Source organism: Mesorhizobium escarrei, assembly GCF_935825525.1.
Classification (GTDB): Bacteria; Pseudomonadota; Alphaproteobacteria; order Rhizobiales; family Rhizobiaceae; genus Mesorhizobium; species Mesorhizobium escarrei.
The window spans coordinates 136,075-154,913 of record NZ_CAKXZT010000136.1 but is presented as its reverse complement, the minus strand read 5'-3'; the positions used below and the strand labels follow the sequence as shown (position 1 = coordinate 154,913).

The window sequence follows — 18,839 nt, the reverse complement described above, 5'->3', positions numbered from 1 at the left end:
AGCACAGGAAGAATCAATGACAGAAATCGAGTTCAGGGCTGTCGGCGAGAGCGGGCTGAAGGTGACGACGATCGGGCTCGGCGGCACCGGGCTGGGCAACATGTACCGCGCTGTCGACACGGACGCAGCGGTCAACACGGTTCACGCGGCCTACGACAACGGCATCCGCTATTTCGACACTGCGCCGGTCTATGGCTTTGGTGTGAGCGAGACCCGGCTTGGGCTGGCGATCAAGTCGCTGCCGCGCGCCGACATCGTCATCTCGTCGAAGATCGGCTACGATCTCGTCCCGATCCCGCCTGAAGAGCTCAAACCGGCTTTGTGGGACCACCCCGGCCCTTTTCGTGCCGAGTTTGACTATTCCCGTGATGCTGTGATGCGTTCGCTCGAGGGAACGCTGAAGCGTCTCGACACCGACTATGTCGACATGGTCTCGATCCACGATCCCGACGAGGCCATTCATTTCGGCCCCGGCGAGGATCCCTATGCCAGAAGCCGCTTCCGGGAAGCGATGGACGGCGCCTATCCGGCACTCGACGAATTGCGCTCGCAAGGTGTCATCAAGGCTGTCGGCGTCGGCATCAACCAGTGGCAAATGCTGTCCGATTTCGTCGTCGCCGGCGAGTTCGACTACTTCCTGCTTGCAGGCCGCTATACCTTGCTTGAGCAAGAGCCGCTGGCGACTTTGCTGCCGCTTTGCGAGCAGCGCGGCACCAGGATCATCATCGGCGGTCCCTATAATTCCGGCATCCTGGCAACGGGCGCCGTCAAGGGCGCTACCTTCAACACCAGGCCGGCGCCGGAACCGGTGCTCGAGCGCGTCCGTCGCATCGAGGCGGTCTGCGCTCGTCACAAGGTTTCACTGCCAGCGGCGGCGCTGCAGTTTCCTCTTGGACATCCCCTCGTGTCGAGCGTCATCCCGGGCGCGCGATCGGTCGAAGAGCTGAAGCAGAATCTGGTTTACCTGCGAGCAAATATTCCCCCGGCCCTGTGGGCCGATCTCAAGCAGGCCCGACTGATTGAGATCGGCGCACCCCTACCTGGGGAGAGGAAGGCGGCTTGAAAGGGTAAGCGGTGCTGCACTTCTTGGGTCCGCGCTTACCGCCTGTTGCAGGCGCTTTCGGGTGTTGCTGATAGCTGCAAGTCCGCTGGAAGACTGGGGTCGACTGGAAACGGCCGAGGCCGTGGCCAAGCTGTTCGCCGAGCTCGGCGGCGGCTTCGGCCAGGGGCTGCGTTGGGAGTGGCAGCTTCTCGGGCTCAAGGAAGGCACGCGATAAGGCACACGATCTTCGCGATGCCGCGGCGCGCCGAAGGCACGCGCTTCTATTGGTTTTCGGCCCGCCGCAAACTCCATCGTACAAGTTGAATATCGTTGCTGAACAGAATGCATTGGTTTCAAGGGCGTCCATGGGCACTTCCGCGAGATTGCTCCCAGCGGGTGTCGGTGCTAAATTTGGTAGAAGCTGCCGCACTGATGTGTCCGAGTGCGCCGCCTGCCGCCGCCGATGTGTTCTTGGAGTGGCCTAGAGGTGGCAGGTTTGGAGACCGGGACGATGAGCTTGACGCGCCGCGATGTTTTGATCGCCGGGAGTGCGGGATTTGCCGGAGTCGCGCTCTTCTCGCCGCCGAGCGCGCGTGCGAACGATGAAGCGTTGGATCTCGTCGAGCAACTCATCGGACGGAAGGCCACGATGTCAGATCGCCTTCATCTGATTATGCCGGCGGACTTCCCGACCGGCTACACCGTGCCCATGAGTCTTTACATCGACAGCCCCATGACCGAGGCCGACCATGTGAGGCAGATGCGCGTGTTCGCGCCGCGGAACCCGCTTATCGAAGTCGCCAGTTTCCATTTCGTCCCGCAACGCAGTCTACCTCGCGTGTCGACACGCATCCGGCTTGCCAAACCGCAACACGTCGTCGCTGTCGCTGAAATGAATGACGGCGTCTTGCTGATGACCACGACGTGGGTCCGTGTCGCCACGGATGGCTGTGCCTGAGATCGGAGAGAGACAGTGACCACCCCGACACCCCGCGTGATCGTGCCGAGCGCCGCGGCGAAGGGAGAGATTTTTCAGGTCAAGACCATCATCAGCCATGAGATGGAAACAGGGCTACGCCACGATGATCAAGGCAACGTGATCCCGCGCAAGATCATCAACAAGTTTGTCTGCCGCTACAACGAAACCGTGGTGTTCAGTGTCGATCTCCACGAGGCGATTTCGGCCAATCCGTTCTTCGAATTTTCCTTGCGCGCGACGGAGAGCGGCCGGCTCGATTTTGTCTGGGAAGAAGACGGCGGTGCCGTCTATATGTTGTCGCACCAGTTCACGGTCGGTTGAGGTGGCGACGCAATCGAGCTGCGCGAATAATAGCGTGACAAGTTGAGTGGGAGCGTGACCGCAAAACTGCGAAACAGACGGGTATTCAGCATGCGCCCCGTCGCGAGATCTGCGATTGCCACGGGCCTCGTGCTGCTCTTCAGCCAATCCGGCGCGGCGGCGGGGCCCGATCAAGGTGCTCAACTCGCCGCGACCTGTGCGTCCTGCCATCGTCTCGATGGCGGCGGCACAGGCATTCCCAGCATCATCGGGCTTGGTGAGGAGAGGCTCACCAATGCCCTGCTTGCTTACCGGGCGAGCGAGAGTCCAAATCACATCATGCACGTTATCGCGCTGTCGCTCAGCGACGAGGAGATCGCGAGCGTCGCGCGCTATGTCGCGAAGCAGGGAAGTAACCCGCGATGAAATCCTGGACTCGTCGCGAGTTCGGCCGCCTCACCGGAGCAGCGTTGCTAACGGCGCTCAACCAGCCGAAGGCGCGGGGCCAGGCTAAGGCGCGTGTCGTCGTGATCGGCGGCGGCATCGGCGGCGCAACGGTCGCCAGATATCTCGCCGCCAGCGCCACGGCTATCGAGGTGACCCTGGTTGAACCGCGGCAGAGCTACGCGACCTGCTTCTTCAGCAATCTTTATCTCGCCGGGCTGCGCCCGTTCGAATCGCTCAGTCATGGTTATGAAGCGTTGGCAAAACAAAATGGTATCATCGTCGTTCATGAGTCCGCCGCGGCGATTCACCCGGCGGCGAAAACCGTTGCGCTGAGCAACGGTTCAAAGCTCAGCTACGACCGTCTCGTTGTTGCGCCAGGCATTGCGTTCAGGGATCGGGCGCTTGAGGGCTATGACGAAGCGGCGATGGAGATCATGCCGCACGCCTGGAATGCAGGGCAGCAGACCAGGCTGTTGCGCCAGCAACTGGAAAGCATGGAGGACGGCGGGCTGTTCGTGCTCGTTGCTCCGCCGAATCCGTTTCGCTGCCCGCCCGCCCCCTACGAGCGCGCTTCGCTCGTCGCATCCTATTTCCAGCGCCGCAAACCCAAGGCCAAAATTCTGATCCTCGATGCGAAAGACAGCTTCAACGCGCAGGACCTGTTCCAGGACGCTTGGAACCGCCATTATCCGGGAATGATCGAATGGCTACCGGCCCAGTTCACCGGCGGGGTCACGGCAGTCGACGCGAAGACCCGGTCGGTGATCACCGCGGGAGCAACATTCAAGGCCGCGGTGGCCAATGTCATCCCGGCGCAAATGGCCGGGCGCTTGGCGCAGCAGGCAGGGCTCGCCAATCGGTCGGGCTGGTGTCCGGTCGATCCGGTCACCTTCGAATCGGCGCTGCAGCCCGGTGTCCATCTGGTCGGCGACGCGATCATCGGCGGGGATATGCCGAAATCCGCCTTCTGCGCCAACAGCCAGGCCAAGGCCTGCGCCTTTGCCATCGCGGCCGATCTCACCGGATCAGCGCGTTTGCCGGCGCATTTGTTCAACACCTGCTACACCTATCTCGCCCCCGACGATGCGTTCAGCAACGCCATCAGCTTCAAACCCGTCGACGGGAAGCTCAAGAGCGTCATCAGCTTCGTCAGCAAGGTCGAGGAAAGCTCCGAGGTCCGCCGGCAGGCTGCGCGCGCGGCGGAAGGCTGGTATGACGCCTTCACGCACGACGTGTTTGGCTGAAACGAAACTCAACTCCGCTCGACGGCCGGGCCGGCCATTGCGGAAATGCCGGCGCCATTGTAGGTACGCTCCGCCTTGGTGCCGGATCGTTGCTCCGGGATCAGCGCTGGAACAGGATCCGGCAGCCGCTCCAGCCGCAGCGAATTCACCACCACGAGGATGCTCGAGCCGGCCATGACCGCCGCCGCAAGGATTGGCTGCAGAAGGCCGAATGCTGCGAACGTCAGGGCGACGAGGTTGTAGCCGAACGCCCACATAAGGTTGGTCAAGATTGTCCTGCGGACCGCGCGGGCGACGTCGACGATCCAGGGCAGCATCCACAATCCGTCCGCAGGCAGCACGAGCGCCGCAGTCTCGCGGGCGAGATCGGTGGCGGAGCCGACGGCAATACCGACATCTGCGGCGGCCAGGACCGGTCCGTCATTCAGTCCATCGCCGACCATCGCCACCGAACCGTGGTCATGGCGGAGCCGATCCAGGGCCAGCCGTTTGGCCTCCGGCGAAAGGCCCGCTCGGACGTCCTTGATCCCGACCAGGGCCGCGATCCGCTCCGCAGCTTGCGCCAAGTCGCCGGTCAACAGCGTGGCGTCGAGCCCGCGCTCACGCAGAGCCGCGATCGCGGCCTGCGCCTCGGGAAGCGGTGAATCATCGAGCGACAGCACGGCGTGAACCTGCTCGCCCCAACCGACATAGACCACCGAATGACCGCTCGCCTCCAGCGACCGCGCACGCTCGGTCAGCGAAGGGGGTAGCGGCCAGCCCAGATCATTCATCAATCTGCCGTTCCCTGCCGCCACGGGCCGGCCTTCGGCGCTGCCGCGGATGCCACGGCCGGGAACCGTCCAGACATCGCGGGTGACGAGCGGCGTGATGCCGCGCTGAGCGGCGGCTGCCGCGATGGCCCGCGCCAGACCATGCTCGGAAAGGCGCTCCAGACCGGCGGCGCGCGCCAGTACTTCGTCGATGCCGCCCTCCTGGCAGTCGACGCCGACGAGACGCGCTTTGCCCGCCGTCAGGGTGCCGGTCTTGTCGAAGGCGAGCAACCGGACACGAGCGAGGGTCTCGAGCACGCCCGGGTCGCGGATCAGGCAGCCGTGCCGTGCCAACCGGCCGATGCCGAGTGATGTCGCCATCGGAGCAGCGAGGCCGACGGCACAAGGACAGGCAACCACCAGTACTGAGAGGCCAATCAGCAACGCCCGATCGAACGGCAATGACTGCGCCCAGTAAACAATCGTCAGCCCGCCGAGGGCGAGGACGAGCGGCACGGACACGCCAACGACGCGATCGGCAAGGCGCTGGGTTGGACTGCGACGGCCCAGCGCTTCGCGCACCGACCGGCAAATCCGCGCCCAGCGGGTTGCAGTCCCGTCACCGCTGCTTTGGATCAGGAGCGGGCCATCGATATTGATACTGCCGGCAATCACCTTGGAGCCGGCGTCCTTTGTCACCTGCCGGCTTTCTCCGGTAATCACGGCCTCATCGGTGTTCGATTCCCCTTCGACAACCACGCCGTCGACCGGAATGCGCTCGCCTGGCCGGACCCGCACCAGCATGCCGGCCGATACCTCCCGCACCGGACGGCGGACCTCTGCCTCGCCATCGACCACGGTCGCGCTATCGCTTTCTGCGGCCAGAAGAGGTTCGAGGTCGCGCGCCGCCCTGGCGCGGCCAACAGCCTCGAGATAGCGGCCAACGGTGAATAGCATCAGCACCATCACGGCGGTGTCGAAATAGACATGCGTGCTGCCCTCGAACACGGCAAATGCCGAATAGAGGTAAGCGGCAGCGACGCCAAGCACGATGAGTGCCGACGACGTCACTTGTCCCTGAATGCCATTGAGCCACATTTCGCGCAGATAGGGTCCACCGAGAATCACCACCGCCGGCGTCGCGAAGATCCAGAGCAAAAGGTGGATCCACGGCAGCACGCCCGCATCGACGCCGGTGAACGCGTCCGAATAGAGGAGGAGGCTGAACATCATGATATTCATGGAGAGAAAGCCTCCCACGCCGAGCTGGATCAGAAGCCAGGCGGCTTCCCATTCTTCGTGTCTGCCGCTCTTTACCTGAAAGGCGATGCAACAGCCGTAGCAGCAGAACACGCAAGCCTCACCGTTGAGCCTGCGCTCCATCGGGCGCAGGCCGACGGGCAGCGAACAATGGCTACAGAGGATATCGCCATGCGCAGTCATGCGGGATGTCCGCCCAGCCAGGCAAGGCCGATATGCGCGTCGGAAGGCAGGAGACCACGGCCGAGCGTGATGAGACCGAGCAAAAGAATAAAGCCACCAGCCAGCCGCACGCCGCGCCGCCGCCAGGCTGGCCCAAATATCCGGCCAACGCCGCCCATCATCAACATCGCGGGGAAGGTTCCCAGTCCGAACCATGCCATGACGAGAAACCCGGGAAGCGCTCCGGCGGTGCTCGCCGCCTGGGCGGCGAAGGCATAGACCAGGGGACATGGCAGGAAGCCGTTGAAAACGCCAAAGGCAAGCGCTGCGGCGCTGCTCCGAGCAGTCAACAGACCGCGCAGGGACAATGCAAACGTGCTGCCGCCAAATCCGATCGCAAGGCGATGGAAGACCTGCAGCAAGCCGAAGAACTGCAATGCCATGGCAATCATGAGCAGGCCAGCGACGATCGCGAGAATTCGTTGGGCGGTGTCGAGGGAGCCGTTCAAGAGCGGCGCCGCCGTTAGACCTTGCGTGGTGCAGATGACCTGACCGATCGCACCCGCGAGCCCGCCCAGAAAGCAATAGGTTGTCAATCGGCCGGTATTATAGAGCAGGTGGCGAAGGACGGTTGCGCCTCCGCCTCGCTGATCGTGGCCCAGCGCGCAGGCAAAGCCGCCGCACATGCCGATGCAATGAAAGCTGCCTGCAAATCCAGCGGCGAAGATCACGAGGTAGTAGATCATTGGCGTTTTCGAAGCGCCGCGTCCGCGTCGCTATTGCCGCACAAGATAGACAAGAAAGATGATAAAGCCGACGGTGCAGCCGCCATAGATGAGGAAGCCGAGCATCTGTGGCAAGCCGGCGTCAGCGAGCTTGAAAACCGTGTCCTGTAGCATCCGCTGCTCCTATGTCAGCCGAAATAAAGACGAAGCACGTTTACCGCCACCTCGAAGGCCAGGAAAAGGAGGTTCAATGCGGCGACCCCAAGGAGAATTTTGGCTACCAACATCTCCATCACTCCTGCCTTACCAGTTCTTGCGACAGTCTTCTTAGAACAGACGGCCGGGGCCGAGCCCGCCCCAATAAGCATACATGTAATACAGGCCCCAGGCGAACAGCAGCACGTAGACGACGAGAAGCCATAACGGAATGAAGCCCACGCGCGCCTGTATCAGGCCGCCGGCATAGTCCTCTAGTTCAGGGTGCGAGCTTTGACGTACATCCAGTTCCGGGTGCCTCGGGCTCTCCGGATCGCTGCTCTGCAGATCGCTCATTCTCCATCTCCCTTTCAAAAAAGCCGTGGGCGGCTTTGTCGGTGCCGCTCAACGCGCCGGATAGGACGCCCCAGATGAACAAGAACAGGGCCGCCAGGCTCATCATCATGGCGCCCGCATATGGTCCAGTGACTTCAAAACCGAGCATGCGCTAACCTCCGGCGGGTGCCTGTTTCTCGCCAGGCGGCGCTGGCGGGCCGGACGCCGGCACCGACGGATCGGGCACATAGGCTCGCTCAGGCTTGTCAGCGACCAGTTCCAGATCGTTCAGTGCCGCGCGGGCCTCCTTCTTGATCGACAGCGGCTGCAGCGAGAGCGGGTCTTTATAGGCGGAAAGCGCCACCACGAAATAGGAAAGCGCCCACCGGTCCTCGTCCGGAAAAGAATCCCGATACGACGGCATCGGCGTGCCGCTGAGGCCGGTAGTTATCGTCCGGAAGATGTCTTCGACGGCCGGGCCAGACTTGAACTGGCCGCTGGTGAGGTCGGCCGGCACGGTGGCGAACCCGAGATCATCCTTGAGGCCGGCAGCCTTCTGGCCGTCGCCCTTGCCGCCTTGGCCGTGGCACTCCCAGCACTTCGCCACCTGCCAAACCTCCTTACCTCGGTCCAGCAACGTCTGAGACGGGGTCGGTGGGCGCCCGATATACAACGGTGGGCCAGGCGGTTCCTCGACGAAGAAAGCGTAAGGACTGGCGGGATCGGAACGGTCAACCGCTAGCTCATATTTGATGTATTGGATCACCGCCAGCCGATCATTGAGCGGCAGTTCGTACCAAGGGGGCATTGCCGTGCCGCGGATGCCGCGAGTAATGGTGCGCAGCATGTCGCCGTCCGTGGGCAGGGGCTCCTTTGTCAACCTGAACTTGAAGACTGCGGACGTGAAGTCCCTGGGCCGCTGGTTAAACATAAAGGTGGCGGCCGGCCCGTTGCCGTCGCCTTTGGCACCGTGGCAACCGATGCAGCGGCGCTCATAGACTTCCTTGCCATAAGCAATCCATTCCTCGGAGCGCGGCATCGTCGCATCCATGACCTCCAGGCTTTGCGGCTCGAAAAGATCGCGCCATTTACCCCGGTTCGTGCCGAGCTTCTGGACGTAGGAAACGAGCGCCGCCACCGATTCCGTCTCCGCCGCGATGCTGACGGTTTCTCCTGTGTATTCGTCGTTCGGCGTCAGGATGATCGGCTTTCTTTCGCGCGCCTTCAACGGCACGAACAGCAACCCGTTCGCATTCGGCGTCAACTGGATCGCTTGCTGGCTGTCGAAGTCGAACAGACCTTTGGTGACCTCTGTCCTTTCCAGGGTCCGATTGCCAGCGCCGTCGTCAACGATACGGACGGCTGCATCGGGCTCGTGGAAGAGGCCGCGATACGGCGCCATTATCGAGTCCGGCACCAGCATCCGCGGATTGTAGAAGTGCGCCAGGTGCCATTCGTCGCTGTATTTCAGGCCGACACGCGTCAGGTCCGGCCCGATCCGGCGTGTGCCTAACAGGTGCGGCACGTCATAGGCGTATTCGCCTGCCTCGCTGACCGGCCCCCAGCGGCGGATCTCGCCGGTCACCGGCCGCACGAATTGCGAATGGCAGTACCAGCAGCCTTCGCGCAGGTAAATGTTGCGGCCGCGACGCTGCTGCTCGGTGTAGTCCGTCGCCTCTGAAACCGTCCATTTCAGCTGGCCGAAATCCGTGCGCACCACCGAGGTCACGCGCGTAGTTCGCGAGGACGGCTCCACGAAGGGCAGCACGCCCTGCGTGATCACCGCAAGGGTGATGCAGAAGACGCCGGCGAACAGCGCGAAGAAGCGAACGTTCACTGCGCGGGCCCTCCCGCCGGGGCCGGGATAGGCGCCTCCACCGGCCCGCGGACGCGTCGCGCCTCAGCCGCCGGGCTGGTCAGTGCGGTCAGCATCAGATTCACCACCAGCAGCGACATACCGATATCCATGCTGATGCCTGCCAGGGTCCGCGCCAGCCAGTAGGGCTTCACCCAGACGAGCGAGTCGAGCCATTCGACCCCATTCATCCATTGATAACCCTGCTGCAGCCCGCCCGCTGTGAGGACCAGGCCCATGGTCGTGATGCCGACGGTGATCAGCCAGAACGACCAGTTGCCGAGCTTGAAGGACCAGAGTTCGCGCCCGAACAGCCGCGGCCAAGTATAGACGAGGCCCCCCATCGCCCAGACGACGAAGGTGCCGAACACGGTGAGATGCGAATGCGAGATGACGAAATCGGTGAAATGGGTCGGCTGCTGCAGCTGCCGCAGCGCCTCGGTCGAGCCCTGGAAGCAGCCGACGAGATACATGAGCGAGCCCATGATCAGGAACTTCGCCGGCAAGTTCCTGCCGAACTCATGCCACTTGCCCATCATGGTGCCGAAGAAGTTCACCAGCACCGTCCACACCGGAATGATCAGCAGCATCGACGTGACGACGGCCAAGGTCTCGGCCCAGTCCGCGATCGGGCTGTAGAGGTAATGGTGGATGCCGACGAACGGGTAGAACAATGCCAGGGACCAAAAGCCTACCAGCGAGAGCTTATGGGCATAGAGCGGATTTCGCGCGCTGATCGGCAGGAAATAGTAGATGATTACGTAGCCCGCGGGCGTTAGCCACAGGCCGACGATGTAGTGGAGATAGAGGCCATGGAAGGCTGCGCTGTTGATGCCCGAGATCGTGTACGGCAGGATGAAGCTTCCAAGCACGAAGTTCATCGTCGTCCACACGAAAGTGGCGATCAAGTACCATAGCGCGACATAGATCGCCGGCTCGAGCCTTCGACTGATCGTGATCAGGAATTGCGCGGTAGCAACAGCCACTACGATGAAGAATGCGACCTTCGCATAGAGCGGAAATTCTCCGGCTTCCAAACCGTCACTGTCGCCGAACAGCAAGCCGACCAAACCGGCAAGCGTTGCGACGTTCCAGACCCATGCGAGGAGAACCGACCACTCCGACCATATCACCCGCACCCCCGACAGACGCGGCACGAGATAATAGCAAAGGCCGATGAAAAGCGTCGAGAAGGCGCCGAAGATGACACCGTTGACGTGGACCGGCCGCAGCCGGCCGAAGGTGAGCTCTAGGTTTCCCGATCCAAGATAGTCGGGGTAGTTGAAGGTGCTCGATATCAGGACGCCGACGGATGGCGTCACCATCAGCCAGAACATGCCGAAATAAAGCCAGGTCCGCACGACCCGGTTGTCGACCAGCGCATCCAGGTCCACATTCGCGAACTTGCCGCGCAGCTCCATCCCAGTCTCTGCCAACGCATAGACCTCCCCGCGCGGTTCCCGGGCCGCACCACTGCTTCAAGCCCACCCTTCCCGATGGGACTCGCTTCGCGCTCCCGTGAAGCCGGTGCCCGGCTATCGACGAGACTAGTACTTGCCTGGCACCAACACCGAGCCGGTGTTCGACCAGGTGATGTACGCCTCGAGCGCCTTCATCGCCTCCGATTCGGGATCGATCTTCTCGCCCTGGTTCGGTTTCTCGATGCACCAGTTGATCATGTCGCGCAGTGTCGCGAATTTGGCCATCGACTGCTGGAACTTGGGGAACGCATGCGGGTGGGTATCGGAGGCCATCGGATGGCACATGGCGCAGGCCCACCCGGTGGTCGACAGCTTCACGCCCAACTGCTCCGCCATCGCCGCATCACCGTGGAACAGGAGGTCTCCCTTCCTGACCTCCTCCATGAACGCCTCTTGATAGAGTTTCAGCTGCTTTGGCGTCACCGGATCCTTGTTGGCACTGGCCGGCCCGACGACGACGGCAGCTGCGACGATCGCTCCAGCGACGGTGGAACGCCTCAGAATGCAGAGGAATGTCGATGTGTTTATCATAGCCACCCCCTTTATGGATTTGCCCACGGGTACTGATTGTCGGCGATGCGTGGCCGTATGACCTCCTCAATGCTCTTGTCGTGGTCCTCCGGCGTCTGGACGAACACCTCCTTGCGCCCCCACATGATGTACTCGACATCGACCTTGTCGTCGGCGTTGACGTTCACGGTTTCCCAACCGACCCCGTCGAAGTGATCGCCCGGATCGACACGGATCATCGGCTTGGTCAGCTTTGGCACGCCTTCCGGCGCATACGGCCACGGCCAGGAGGTCGCCAGCATGCCGATCGAGCGCATGCTGCCGATCTCGTTGTAGAGCACCTGGTGAACGTGACCGTGGATGTTGGTGACCTTAGTATAAGGCTTCAGCACGTCATTCACTTCGCGCCAGTCGCGTACCCAGAAATTCCAGGGCGGGTAGTACTCGTACAGCGGATTATGGCTGAAGATGACGATCGGCTTGGACTTATCCCAGTCGGCGAGTGTCTTCTGCATCCAGTCGAGTTGCTCGCGGCCGACGCCGGCCCACGCGCCGGCAACCGTACCGTCGAGGGTAGCCATGTGGCCCATGCGCTCCTCTGGCGTCATCTTCTTCGCTGTCCAGTAGTCCGGTCCCCGGCTGACCGTATCGAGCCCGATGAAGCGCACGCCTTTGTGATCGAAGGTCCAGTTGGGTTGGCCGAACAACTCGCCCCACTTCTTGCCCATATCCAGATACCAGTCATGCTCGCCCGGGATGTAGTACTTCTTGATCTTCAGATCCTTGAGGAGCTCAACGCCAAGCTCAAGTTCCTCGATCTTTCCGAGCTGGGCCAGGTCGCCGCCGAAGATCAGGAAGTCGGCCGGCGGATCCATGGCCTGGACCTCTTGCACGGCGCGCACCACCTTGTCGACGAAGCGCGTGTTGAGGGATCTCTCGTAGAGATGGGTGTCCGAAATCCAGGCAAACTTGAAGGGCGCTTCGGCGGCGTGAGCGACGTCGATAGTGTTGAGCAGCGGCCACCACGCGAAGGTCTGGCCGACGGAAGCAGCGCCGAACAGCAGCGATCTGTGAATGAAGGTGCGGCGGGTGATTTGGAGCGAGTCGTCGGGCCGTACTCCAGGCGGCTGCAGCACCGCATGCATTTCGCGCCGAATGCGGTCAAGCTCGTCAGACATCACGGTTCCTCCTCAGTGCAGACCGTTTCTTAAAGCGTCGGTCTTCTCGCAGGAGCGCGACCCTGTTGAATCAGTGGGTCGCCCATTTTCTTATTTTTTCAGTTCAATCGTCAGACTGGTGGCCTTATTCTCCTCTACCGTTACGGGCTGCTCGATGGGCCCGGTGAAGGGGTGGATCGCCACGAGCTTGTAGTCCCCAGGCGGAACATCGGTTATGCTGAATTTGCCGTCGACGCCGGTGACAGCGTAGTAGGGATTGTCCACCACATAGACCCAGCCTTCCATCCAGCCATGCGCGTCGCAGTCGACGCGGACAGTGCCGGCCCGCTTCAGTTCGACGGGTATGCGCTGGCCCTTATTAGGCAGCGCCAGGTTGAAGGCGGTGCGCTTGCCATAATACCCGTGGGTGTTGTGGAGCATTGGGTCGCTGTTGACCACCTCCAGCGAACCGGCGGGTATCATCTGAACCGCGGGCTCAAAGCGACATTTGAGGTTGTTAAGCTCAGGCGGCTTTCCGGGCTCCGGCCAGGCCTTTCCCTGTGCCACGTCGACCAGCTGCACCGCCGCGTTCAGCACGGCCTGATCGCTGCCGACTTCGATCAGCGGCTCCTCGCGGGGCTCGCCGCACACCTCGATATCCTTGGTGGGGATGATCTTTGTTGTCGGCACGTCGCCGCGGTAGACGATCGTACCCTCGATCGTTCCGCCTCCCGTGACCGGACCCACTTCGTAGGCTTGCGCAGGCGCGGACATCATCGCAACGACAGCGATCACCGCCAGCCCGCTAATCAATTCGCGAATGGTCATGGACGCCACCTCCTTCATTAGGGTGAGGGGCAACTTTTAAAAATAGGGCCAAACCAGCACCATGTCTAGCCATTCAGCAAAAAAATATGATAAGGTTCGGCAGTTTAGGCGAGTTTGCTAGTTGCAAACGTTGCGGGGTTTTGGAGCGTCTTTCTCGAGGTACCGGAGGTACTTGATGAGCCGACGGCATGAACTCCTCGCTCCGGGCCTACGGTCCCCCATATCCCGCTTCTGCATCATATTCGCAGCGGCCCTGTCGATCTGCCAACCGCTCGCGCGGAGTGACACATCCGTGACGGTCGGCGGCTCATTCACGCTTACGGCGCCGGACGGAACGACAGTCACCGATGAGACTTATCGCGGCAAATGGCTGCTGGTTTTCTTCGGCTATACTTCTTGTCCCGACATCTGTCCGACGACGCTGTCATCAATCGCCGCGGCGATTGAGGAACTCGGCCCCGACGCCGCAAAACTGCAACCGCTCTTCATCACTGTCGATCCCGAACGCGACACGCCTGAGGTGATGGGAAGCTTTACCGCGGCCTTCGATCCGCGCATCGTGGGACTGACGGGCAGCCCGCAACAGATCGCTGAGGTTTCGGAGGCATATGGCGCCTACGGTGTGGCGCGCCAGGGCGAGGCGGGCGGTGACGACTACCTAATGGATCACGGCACCCACATCTACATCATGAACCCACAGGGGCAATTCGTGGAGGGGCTAGACTCTGACACACCAAGCAGCGGCATTGCCGCTACGTTGGGTGAACTGGTGCGATGATACGAGCCCTGGGATGACGGACATCACGATTATGCAGTTGATCGATCCATAGAAAGTTGTCATCCGGAAGGAGAGCGACCATGCAAAGACATATAAAGGAAGCATCGGAGCTTAAGGCATTGATCCTCGCGGATCTTCATAAGGAGCCGGGATGCGAGCACGTCACTGATTTCGTGATTCAGCGGCTCGAAACCAAGGAGAACGGGGCAAACTGGACTGTCAAATATCTGGATCCTAATCAAGATAAGGTCTGCGAGACAATTCTGATAAATATAGCGCGAATGTTGCAGCTCAATTTCGACCTTTCTGAACGCGGGTCGTGAGGAACGATGCGAGCGGGATCGGCGCGCATCGCTCTTCGACATAATTCGTATGCAAGCAGGGGAATCGGGCGATGGCGGAACCCACAGCGTTGCACACCGGCAAATCTGGCGGCGTAAAGAACGTCATTGCGCCGCGGCGATTTGGACCTCCGATGACCGGAGATGCGGGCGATATGGCCGATGGGCAACGCCGTATCTTGGAGCCAGGCAATACGAGTTATGACGGTTTCTTTGCAGATGCGATCGCGCGTCTGCAGGAGGAACGGCGCTACCGTGTGTTCGCGGACCTTGAGCGCATCGCCGGACGCTTTCCCAAAGCCGTGTGGCATTCCCCGCATGGACCGAAGGACGTCGTGATCTGGTGCTCCAACGACTACCTCGGGATGGGACAACACCCAAAAGTGGTCGCCGCCATGGTGGAGACTGCTACCCGCCTGGGAACGGGGGCCGGCGGGACGCGCAATATCTCCGGCACCAGCCATCCGCTCCTAGAGCTCGAGAGCGAGCTTGCCGATCTCCACGGCAAAGAAGCGGCACTGGTCTTTACGTCCGGCTATGTTTCGAACCAGACTGGCATCTCGACCATCGCCAAGCTGATCCCCGGTTGTCTGATCCTGTCCGATGCGCTCAACCACAATTCGATGATCGAGGGCATCCGCCAGTCCGGCACGGAGAAGAGCATTTTCCGCCACAACGACGTCGATCATCTCGAGGAATTGTTGAAGGCAGCGGGTCCGGATCGGCCAAAACTCATCGTCTTCGAAAGTCTCTATTCGATGGACGGCGACGTCGCGCCAATCAATCGCATTTGCGAAATCGCCGATCGTTACGGCGCAATGACCTATCTCGACGAGGTCCATGCTGTGGGCATGTACGGCCCTCGCGGCGCCGGCATCGCCGCGCGCGACGGCGCCATGAACCGGATCGATGTGATCGAAGGCACGCTCGCCAAGGCCTTCGGCTGCCTCGGCGGCTATATCACGGGAAGTGCTGTGCTGATCGATGCGGTTCGGTCCTATGCTCCGGGTTTCATCTTCACCACCGCGTTGCCGCCGGCGATCTGCGCCGCGGCCACAGCGGCGATCCGGCATCTGAAAACCTCGCAGTGGGAGCGCAAGCGCCAGCAGGACCGCGTCCGGCGGGTCAAGGCGGCGCTGGGTGCCGCTGCGCTGCCGGTCATCCTGAGCGACACCCATATTGTTCCGGTGGCAGTCGGCGATCCGGCGCATTGCAAAGCGGCGAGCGACCTGCTGCTGAGCGATCACGACATCTATATCCAGCCGATCAATTATCCGACCGTGGCGAAGGGAACTGAGCGGCTGCGCATCACGCCGACACCCTGTCATGAGGACATCATGATTGATCGGCTCGCGGCAGCTTTGTTCGATATCTGGAATCGGCTCGGGCTGCCACGGGACAATCTCGCCTGAGCGGCCGAATGAAGCTTCGCCGTTCCCCGAAGATTAGGTCTTAAGGATCAAGGAAATGGCTGCCAAGGAGATCATGTTTTCGTTCGAGGCTCGCGACAGAATGCTGCGCGGCATTGACACCCTGGCGAATGCGGTGAGCGTCACGCTTGGCCCGCGGGGGCGCAACGTCGCGATCGGCAGGGAGCACGGCGCGCCGCGGGTCACGAAGGACGGCGTGACCGTCGCCAGGGAAATTGAACTCGACAACAAGTTTGAGAATATGGGCGCCCAGATGGTGCGCGAGATAGCAACAAAAACCTCCTATCAGGCCGGCGACGGCACGACCACCGCCGTCGTGCTTGCGCATGCGATCGCCCGGGAGGGCGCCAAGGCGGTGGCCGCCGGCATGAATCCCATGGACCTGAAGCGCGGCATCGATCTCGCGGTCGAAGCCGTCGTCGCGGAACTCAAAAACAACGCCACGAAGGTCACCTCGAACGTCGAGATTGCGCAAGTCGGCACCATCTCGGCCAACGGCGACAGGGAGATCGGCCGTTGCCTCGCCGACGCGATGAAGAGGGTCGGCAATGACGGCGTGATCACTGTCGAGGACGGGACGTCGCTCGAAACCGAAGTCGAATTCGCCGAGGGCATGCAGTTCGACCGCGGCTATATCTCGCCCCATTTCATCACCAATCGCGCAAAGATGCGGGTCGAGATGCAGGATGCCTATGTCCTCATTAGCGAGACGAAGCTGTCCAGTCTGAACGAAATACTGCCGCTGCTGGAGAAGGTGGTGCAGGCCGGCAAGCCGCTGCTCATCATCGCCGAGGATGTCGAGAGTGAGGTGATGGCGGCGCTGGTGGTCAACAAGTTGCGCGGCGCTCTCAAGGTTGCAGCCGTGAAGGCGCCGGCCTACGGAAATCGCCGCAAGGCGATGCTGCAGGATCTCGCGCTGATGACCGGCGGAACAGTGATCTCGGAGGATTTGGGCATCAAGCTCGAGCATGCTTCCCTCGATATGCTCGGGCGCACCAAGAAGGCGATGATCGACAAGGCAAACACCACGATCGTCGGCGGCGCCGGCAAGCGGGAAAGAATCGAGGCCCGCATCGCCGAGATCAAGCTCGAGCTTGCGGAAACCACCTCCGATTTCGACCGCGAGAACCTCCAGGAGCGGCTGGCCAGGCTCGCCGGTGGCGTCGCCGTTATCCGGGTCGGCGGTGCAACCGAAGTCGAGGTCAGGGAGAAGAAGGACCGCATCGATGACGCGATGAACGCGACAAGAGCCGCGGTTGCAGAGGGCATTCTCCCCGGCGGCGGGGTCGCCTTGCTGCGCGCCGGCAGGGCGCTCAAGAAGCTCAAGGGCAGCAACGAGGACCAGCAGGTCGGTATCGCGATCGTCAGGAAGGCGATCACCTGGCCGGCTCGGCAAATCGCGATCAATGCCGGCCTGGAAGGCTCGGTCGTCATCGCCGGGATCCTCGAAAACGACGACAACGCCTATGGCTACGATGCCCAATCGGGCGTGTACGGTGATCTGGTGTCAAAGGGCATCATCGACCCGGCCAAGGTGGTGCGAACGGCGCTCCAGGGCGCAGCCTCGGTGGCAGGCCTCCTCATCATGACGGAGGCCATGGTGGCCGAAGTGCCTGGCCCGCCGCCGCCGGAGCTTCCCGGTCACGAGCATCATCATCACGATATGGATTTGGATTTTTGACCGCTTCGCGGTCGTAATCCGGGCTCGCGGCAATCAACAATGATCTCGTCCGCTATCGAGGTGAGACAAATCGTCGAGGATCACGGTATCCAAGGTCGGCTCATGGCGCGAAGTTGCCGACCGAGATGGGTCAAAGCGGCATAATTTGCCATCTGGAGCTGGGGCGAAGTCAACAGAAATGCGGCCATTGAGAGAAATATCTCTAGGTCGCAACCACTGTGACAACTTTATCATTTCTCGGATCATGCTTGCCTAATATCCGAGGTTTTGTAACAATTTGCCCGTCTCCCAACAATCGGAGCCGATTGCAGATCTGTCTCGTTGGCCAAGCTCAGTTAATGCCCGAAACTATCGCGCTTGAACATGGCGCGATAGCTTCTGGCTGCCTTTACTAAATATCCGGCTGCTGCGCTTTCACCGGCCGGACTTTCCGCTGACGGAGGTCAGGGCCAGGAGCAAGCTTCGCGCGTCCGGCCAGGTATGTCTGTCGGCGCTGCTCCTGAGGCGGCTGAATTCCATGCCGCCCCAGAGCTGGCCATAGCCGCTAGCTGAGCTGTCCGGCTTGCGAGATCAGCCCGGCGATCTCGTGCGGGTGAGAGATCAGTGACAGATGGCTCGCCTTCACCTCGATGGTCTTTGCCTTCATGCGCTTTGCCATGAAGCGCTCGAGATCCGGGTTGATCGTGCGATCCTCGGTCGAGACTGCATACCAGCTTGGCTTCGAGCGCCAGGCCGCCTGCGTTGTCTTTCCGGTGAACAGCTTGTCGGAGATCGGCCCCTGGACGGTATAGAGGATGCGCGCCTTCTCACGAGGAATGCCGCCGGCGAAATCCCGCAAGAAGGCCTCTTCGCTGAGCTTGCCGTAGCCTTGGGACCAAACAAGCCCGGCGGAGGCGGGCGGCGGCGCAAAAGTCTTGGCGAGCGCCGTGTAGTCTTCACCAGCATCCGGCGCACGCGCCGCGACATAGACGAGCGAGGAAACCTTCGGATCCATCCCTGCCTGGCTGACGATCATGCCGGCAAAGGAGTGTCCGACAAGAATCGTCGGTCCATCCTGGAGAGCGATCGCACGGCGCGTCGCCTCGACGCCCGCCTCCAGCGTGGTCAGCGGGTGCTGGACGACGGTTGCCTTGAAGTCGGCCTGCTGCAGCCGGCCAACCACTTCCGACCAGCACGAGCCATCCGCATATGCGCCATGGACCAGGACGACATTGCGAGCCTTGGGGCTCGTCTGCGCTCGCGTCTTGTCTGAGCCGGCCAATATGCTCGTAGCCACCCCAGCGGCGAGCGCGGTAGAGAAAGTACGCCTATTCATCATGATCCTGGATTCCTTGAG

The 18,839-nt window shown here is 61.7% G+C and carries 20 protein-coding genes; 10 read left to right on the top strand and 10 right to left on the bottom strand.

What is annotated here, in order from left to right; all coding sequences use genetic code 11:
* The first annotated feature begins 16 nt into the window (after positions 1–16).
* From NMG80_RS21300 to NMG80_RS21275, 6 genes are all read left to right on the top strand, one after another.
* Entirely contained in the window at positions 17–1,063 is a 1,047-nt protein-coding gene (locus NMG80_RS21300) for an aldo/keto reductase (RefSeq protein ID WP_254019929.1), read from the top strand.
* A 61-nt stretch (positions 1,064–1,124) separates the two neighbouring features.
* A complete protein-coding gene (locus tag NMG80_RS21295) occupies positions 1,125–1,277 on the top strand; it encodes a hypothetical protein (protein WP_254019928.1) in 153 nt (50 codons plus the stop codon).
* A gap of 276 nt (positions 1,278–1,553) precedes the next feature.
* Positions 1,554–2,000, top strand: a complete 447-nt coding sequence (locus NMG80_RS21290) for a thiosulfate oxidation carrier protein SoxY (RefSeq protein WP_077376537.1) — start codon at positions 1,554–1,556, stop codon at positions 1,998–2,000.
* A 15-nt stretch (positions 2,001–2,015) separates the two neighbouring features.
* On the top strand, positions 2,016–2,342 hold the full coding sequence (gene soxZ / locus NMG80_RS21285; protein WP_254019927.1) for a thiosulfate oxidation carrier complex protein SoxZ: 327 nt from the start codon (positions 2,016–2,018) through the stop codon (positions 2,340–2,342).
* 54 nt (positions 2,343–2,396) lie between these two features.
* Complete coding sequence (locus tag NMG80_RS21280) at positions 2,397–2,747, top strand: c-type cytochrome (protein WP_254019926.1); 351 nt, start codon at positions 2,397–2,399, stop codon at positions 2,745–2,747.
* Complete coding sequence (locus NMG80_RS21275) at positions 2,744–4,012, top strand: NAD(P)/FAD-dependent oxidoreductase (RefSeq protein WP_254019925.1); 1,269 nt, start codon at positions 2,744–2,746, stop codon at positions 4,010–4,012. The genes NMG80_RS21280 and NMG80_RS21275 overlap by 4 nt, the downstream gene beginning before the upstream one ends.
* Before the next feature lie 8 nt (positions 4,013–4,020).
* On the opposite strand, the gene NMG80_RS21270 is transcribed toward NMG80_RS21275, so the two are convergent.
* From NMG80_RS21270 to NMG80_RS21235, 9 genes are all read right to left on the bottom strand, one after another.
* Positions 4,021–6,147, bottom strand: a complete 2,127-nt coding sequence (locus tag NMG80_RS21270) for a heavy metal translocating P-type ATPase (RefSeq protein WP_367185982.1) — start codon at positions 6,145–6,147, stop codon at positions 4,021–4,023.
* Between the two features lie 56 nt (positions 6,148–6,203).
* Positions 6,204–6,932: a sulfite exporter TauE/SafE family protein gene (locus NMG80_RS21265; protein ID WP_254019923.1), complete on the bottom strand. Its 729-nt coding sequence runs from the start codon at positions 6,930–6,932 to the stop codon at positions 6,204–6,206.
* A 30-nt stretch (positions 6,933–6,962) separates the two neighbouring features.
* The gene (locus tag NMG80_RS37070) at positions 6,963–7,085 is read right to left on the bottom strand and encodes a hypothetical protein (protein WP_023798301.1); all 123 of its coding nucleotides are present in this window, start codon (positions 7,083–7,085) and stop codon (positions 6,963–6,965) included.
* Positions 7,086–7,238: 153 nt separating this feature from the next.
* A complete protein-coding gene (locus tag NMG80_RS21260) occupies positions 7,239–7,463 on the bottom strand; it encodes a hypothetical protein (protein ID WP_254019922.1) in 225 nt (74 codons plus the stop codon).
* Positions 7,464–7,614: 151 nt separating this feature from the next.
* Entirely contained in the window at positions 7,615–9,279 is a 1,665-nt protein-coding gene (locus NMG80_RS21255; RefSeq protein ID WP_254019921.1) for a cbb3-type cytochrome c oxidase subunit II, read from the bottom strand.
* Positions 9,276–10,718, bottom strand: a complete 1,443-nt coding sequence (locus NMG80_RS21250; protein WP_128168550.1) for a cbb3-type cytochrome c oxidase subunit I — start codon at positions 10,716–10,718, stop codon at positions 9,276–9,278. Before NMG80_RS21250 ends, NMG80_RS21255 begins: the two co-directional genes overlap by 4 nt.
* A gap of 126 nt (positions 10,719–10,844) precedes the next feature.
* On the bottom strand, positions 10,845–11,309 hold the full coding sequence (locus NMG80_RS21245; protein WP_254019919.1) for a c-type cytochrome: 465 nt from the start codon (positions 11,307–11,309) through the stop codon (positions 10,845–10,847).
* Positions 11,310–11,320: 11 nt separating this feature from the next.
* The gene (locus NMG80_RS21240) at positions 11,321–12,466 is read right to left on the bottom strand and encodes a metallophosphoesterase family protein (RefSeq protein WP_254019918.1); all 1,146 of its coding nucleotides are present in this window, start codon (positions 12,464–12,466) and stop codon (positions 11,321–11,323) included.
* Positions 12,467–12,556: 90 nt separating this feature from the next.
* Positions 12,557–13,222 carry a hypothetical protein gene (locus tag NMG80_RS21235; protein ID WP_436798647.1) on the bottom strand — a complete coding sequence of 222 codons (666 nt, stop codon included), beginning with the start codon at positions 13,220–13,222 and terminating at the stop codon, positions 12,557–12,559.
* Between the two features lie 343 nt (positions 13,223–13,565).
* Between NMG80_RS21235 and NMG80_RS21230 the strand changes: the two genes are divergently transcribed.
* The 4 genes from NMG80_RS21230 (at position 13,566) to groL (ending at position 17,503) form a co-directional block, all read left to right on the top strand.
* Entirely contained in the window at positions 13,566–14,051 is a 486-nt protein-coding gene (locus NMG80_RS21230) for an SCO family protein (protein ID WP_254019916.1), read from the top strand.
* Between the two features lie 80 nt (positions 14,052–14,131).
* The gene (locus tag NMG80_RS21225) at positions 14,132–14,374 is read left to right on the top strand and encodes a hypothetical protein (protein WP_254019915.1); all 243 of its coding nucleotides are present in this window, start codon (positions 14,132–14,134) and stop codon (positions 14,372–14,374) included.
* 173 nt (positions 14,375–14,547) lie between these two features.
* Positions 14,548–15,804, top strand: a complete 1,257-nt coding sequence (hemA, locus tag NMG80_RS21220; RefSeq protein WP_254019962.1) for a 5-aminolevulinate synthase — start codon at positions 14,548–14,550, stop codon at positions 15,802–15,804.
* A gap of 55 nt (positions 15,805–15,859) precedes the next feature.
* Positions 15,860–17,503: a chaperonin GroEL gene (groL, locus tag NMG80_RS21215; protein ID WP_254019914.1), complete on the top strand. Its 1,644-nt coding sequence runs from the start codon at positions 15,860–15,862 to the stop codon at positions 17,501–17,503.
* Positions 17,504–18,047: 544 nt separating this feature from the next.
* On the opposite strand, the gene NMG80_RS21210 is transcribed toward groL, so the two are convergent.
* On the bottom strand, positions 18,048–18,824 hold the full coding sequence (locus tag NMG80_RS21210; protein WP_254019961.1) for an alpha/beta hydrolase: 777 nt from the start codon (positions 18,822–18,824) through the stop codon (positions 18,048–18,050).
* Between the last annotated feature and the right edge of the window lie 15 nt (positions 18,825–18,839).

Excerpts from the sequence above, each read along its gene's own strand:
- NMG80_RS21300 (WP_254019929.1), top strand. The coding sequence starts at position 17 with ATGACAGAAATCGAGTTCAGGGCTGTCGGCGAGAGCGGGCTGAAGGTG.
- NMG80_RS21290 (WP_077376537.1), top strand. The coding sequence starts at position 1,554 with ATGAGCTTGACGCGCCGCGATGTTTTGATCGCCGGGAGTGCGGGATTT.
- NMG80_RS21275 (WP_254019925.1), top strand. The coding sequence starts at position 2,744 with ATGAAATCCTGGACTCGTCGCGAGTTCGGCCGCCTCACCGGAGCAGCG.
- NMG80_RS21270 (WP_367185982.1), bottom strand. The coding sequence starts at position 6,147 with ATGGAGCGCAGGCTCAACGGTGAGGCTTGCGTGTTCTGCTGCTACGGC.
- NMG80_RS21265 (WP_254019923.1), bottom strand. The coding sequence starts at position 6,932 with ATGATCTACTACCTCGTGATCTTCGCCGCTGGATTTGCAGGCAGCTTT.
- NMG80_RS37070 (WP_023798301.1), bottom strand. The coding sequence starts at position 7,085 with ATGCTACAGGACACGGTTTTCAAGCTCGCTGACGCCGGCTTGCCACAG.
- NMG80_RS21260 (WP_254019922.1), bottom strand. The coding sequence starts at position 7,463 with ATGAGCGATCTGCAGAGCAGCGATCCGGAGAGCCCGAGGCACCCGGAA.
- NMG80_RS21250 (WP_128168550.1), bottom strand. The coding sequence starts at position 10,718 with ATGGAGCTGCGCGGCAAGTTCGCGAATGTGGACCTGGATGCGCTGGTC.
- NMG80_RS21245 (WP_254019919.1), bottom strand. The coding sequence starts at position 11,309 with ATGATAAACACATCGACATTCCTCTGCATTCTGAGGCGTTCCACCGTC.
- NMG80_RS21240 (WP_254019918.1), bottom strand. The coding sequence starts at position 12,466 with ATGTCTGACGAGCTTGACCGCATTCGGCGCGAAATGCATGCGGTGCTG.
- NMG80_RS21235 (WP_436798647.1), bottom strand. The coding sequence starts at position 13,222 with ATGATGTCCGCGCCTGCGCAAGCCTACGAAGTGGGTCCGGTCACGGGA.
- NMG80_RS21225 (WP_254019915.1), top strand. The coding sequence starts at position 14,132 with ATGCAAAGACATATAAAGGAAGCATCGGAGCTTAAGGCATTGATCCTC.
- hemA (WP_254019962.1), top strand. The coding sequence starts at position 14,548 with ATGGCCGATGGGCAACGCCGTATCTTGGAGCCAGGCAATACGAGTTAT.
- groL (WP_254019914.1), top strand. The coding sequence starts at position 15,860 with ATGGCTGCCAAGGAGATCATGTTTTCGTTCGAGGCTCGCGACAGAATG.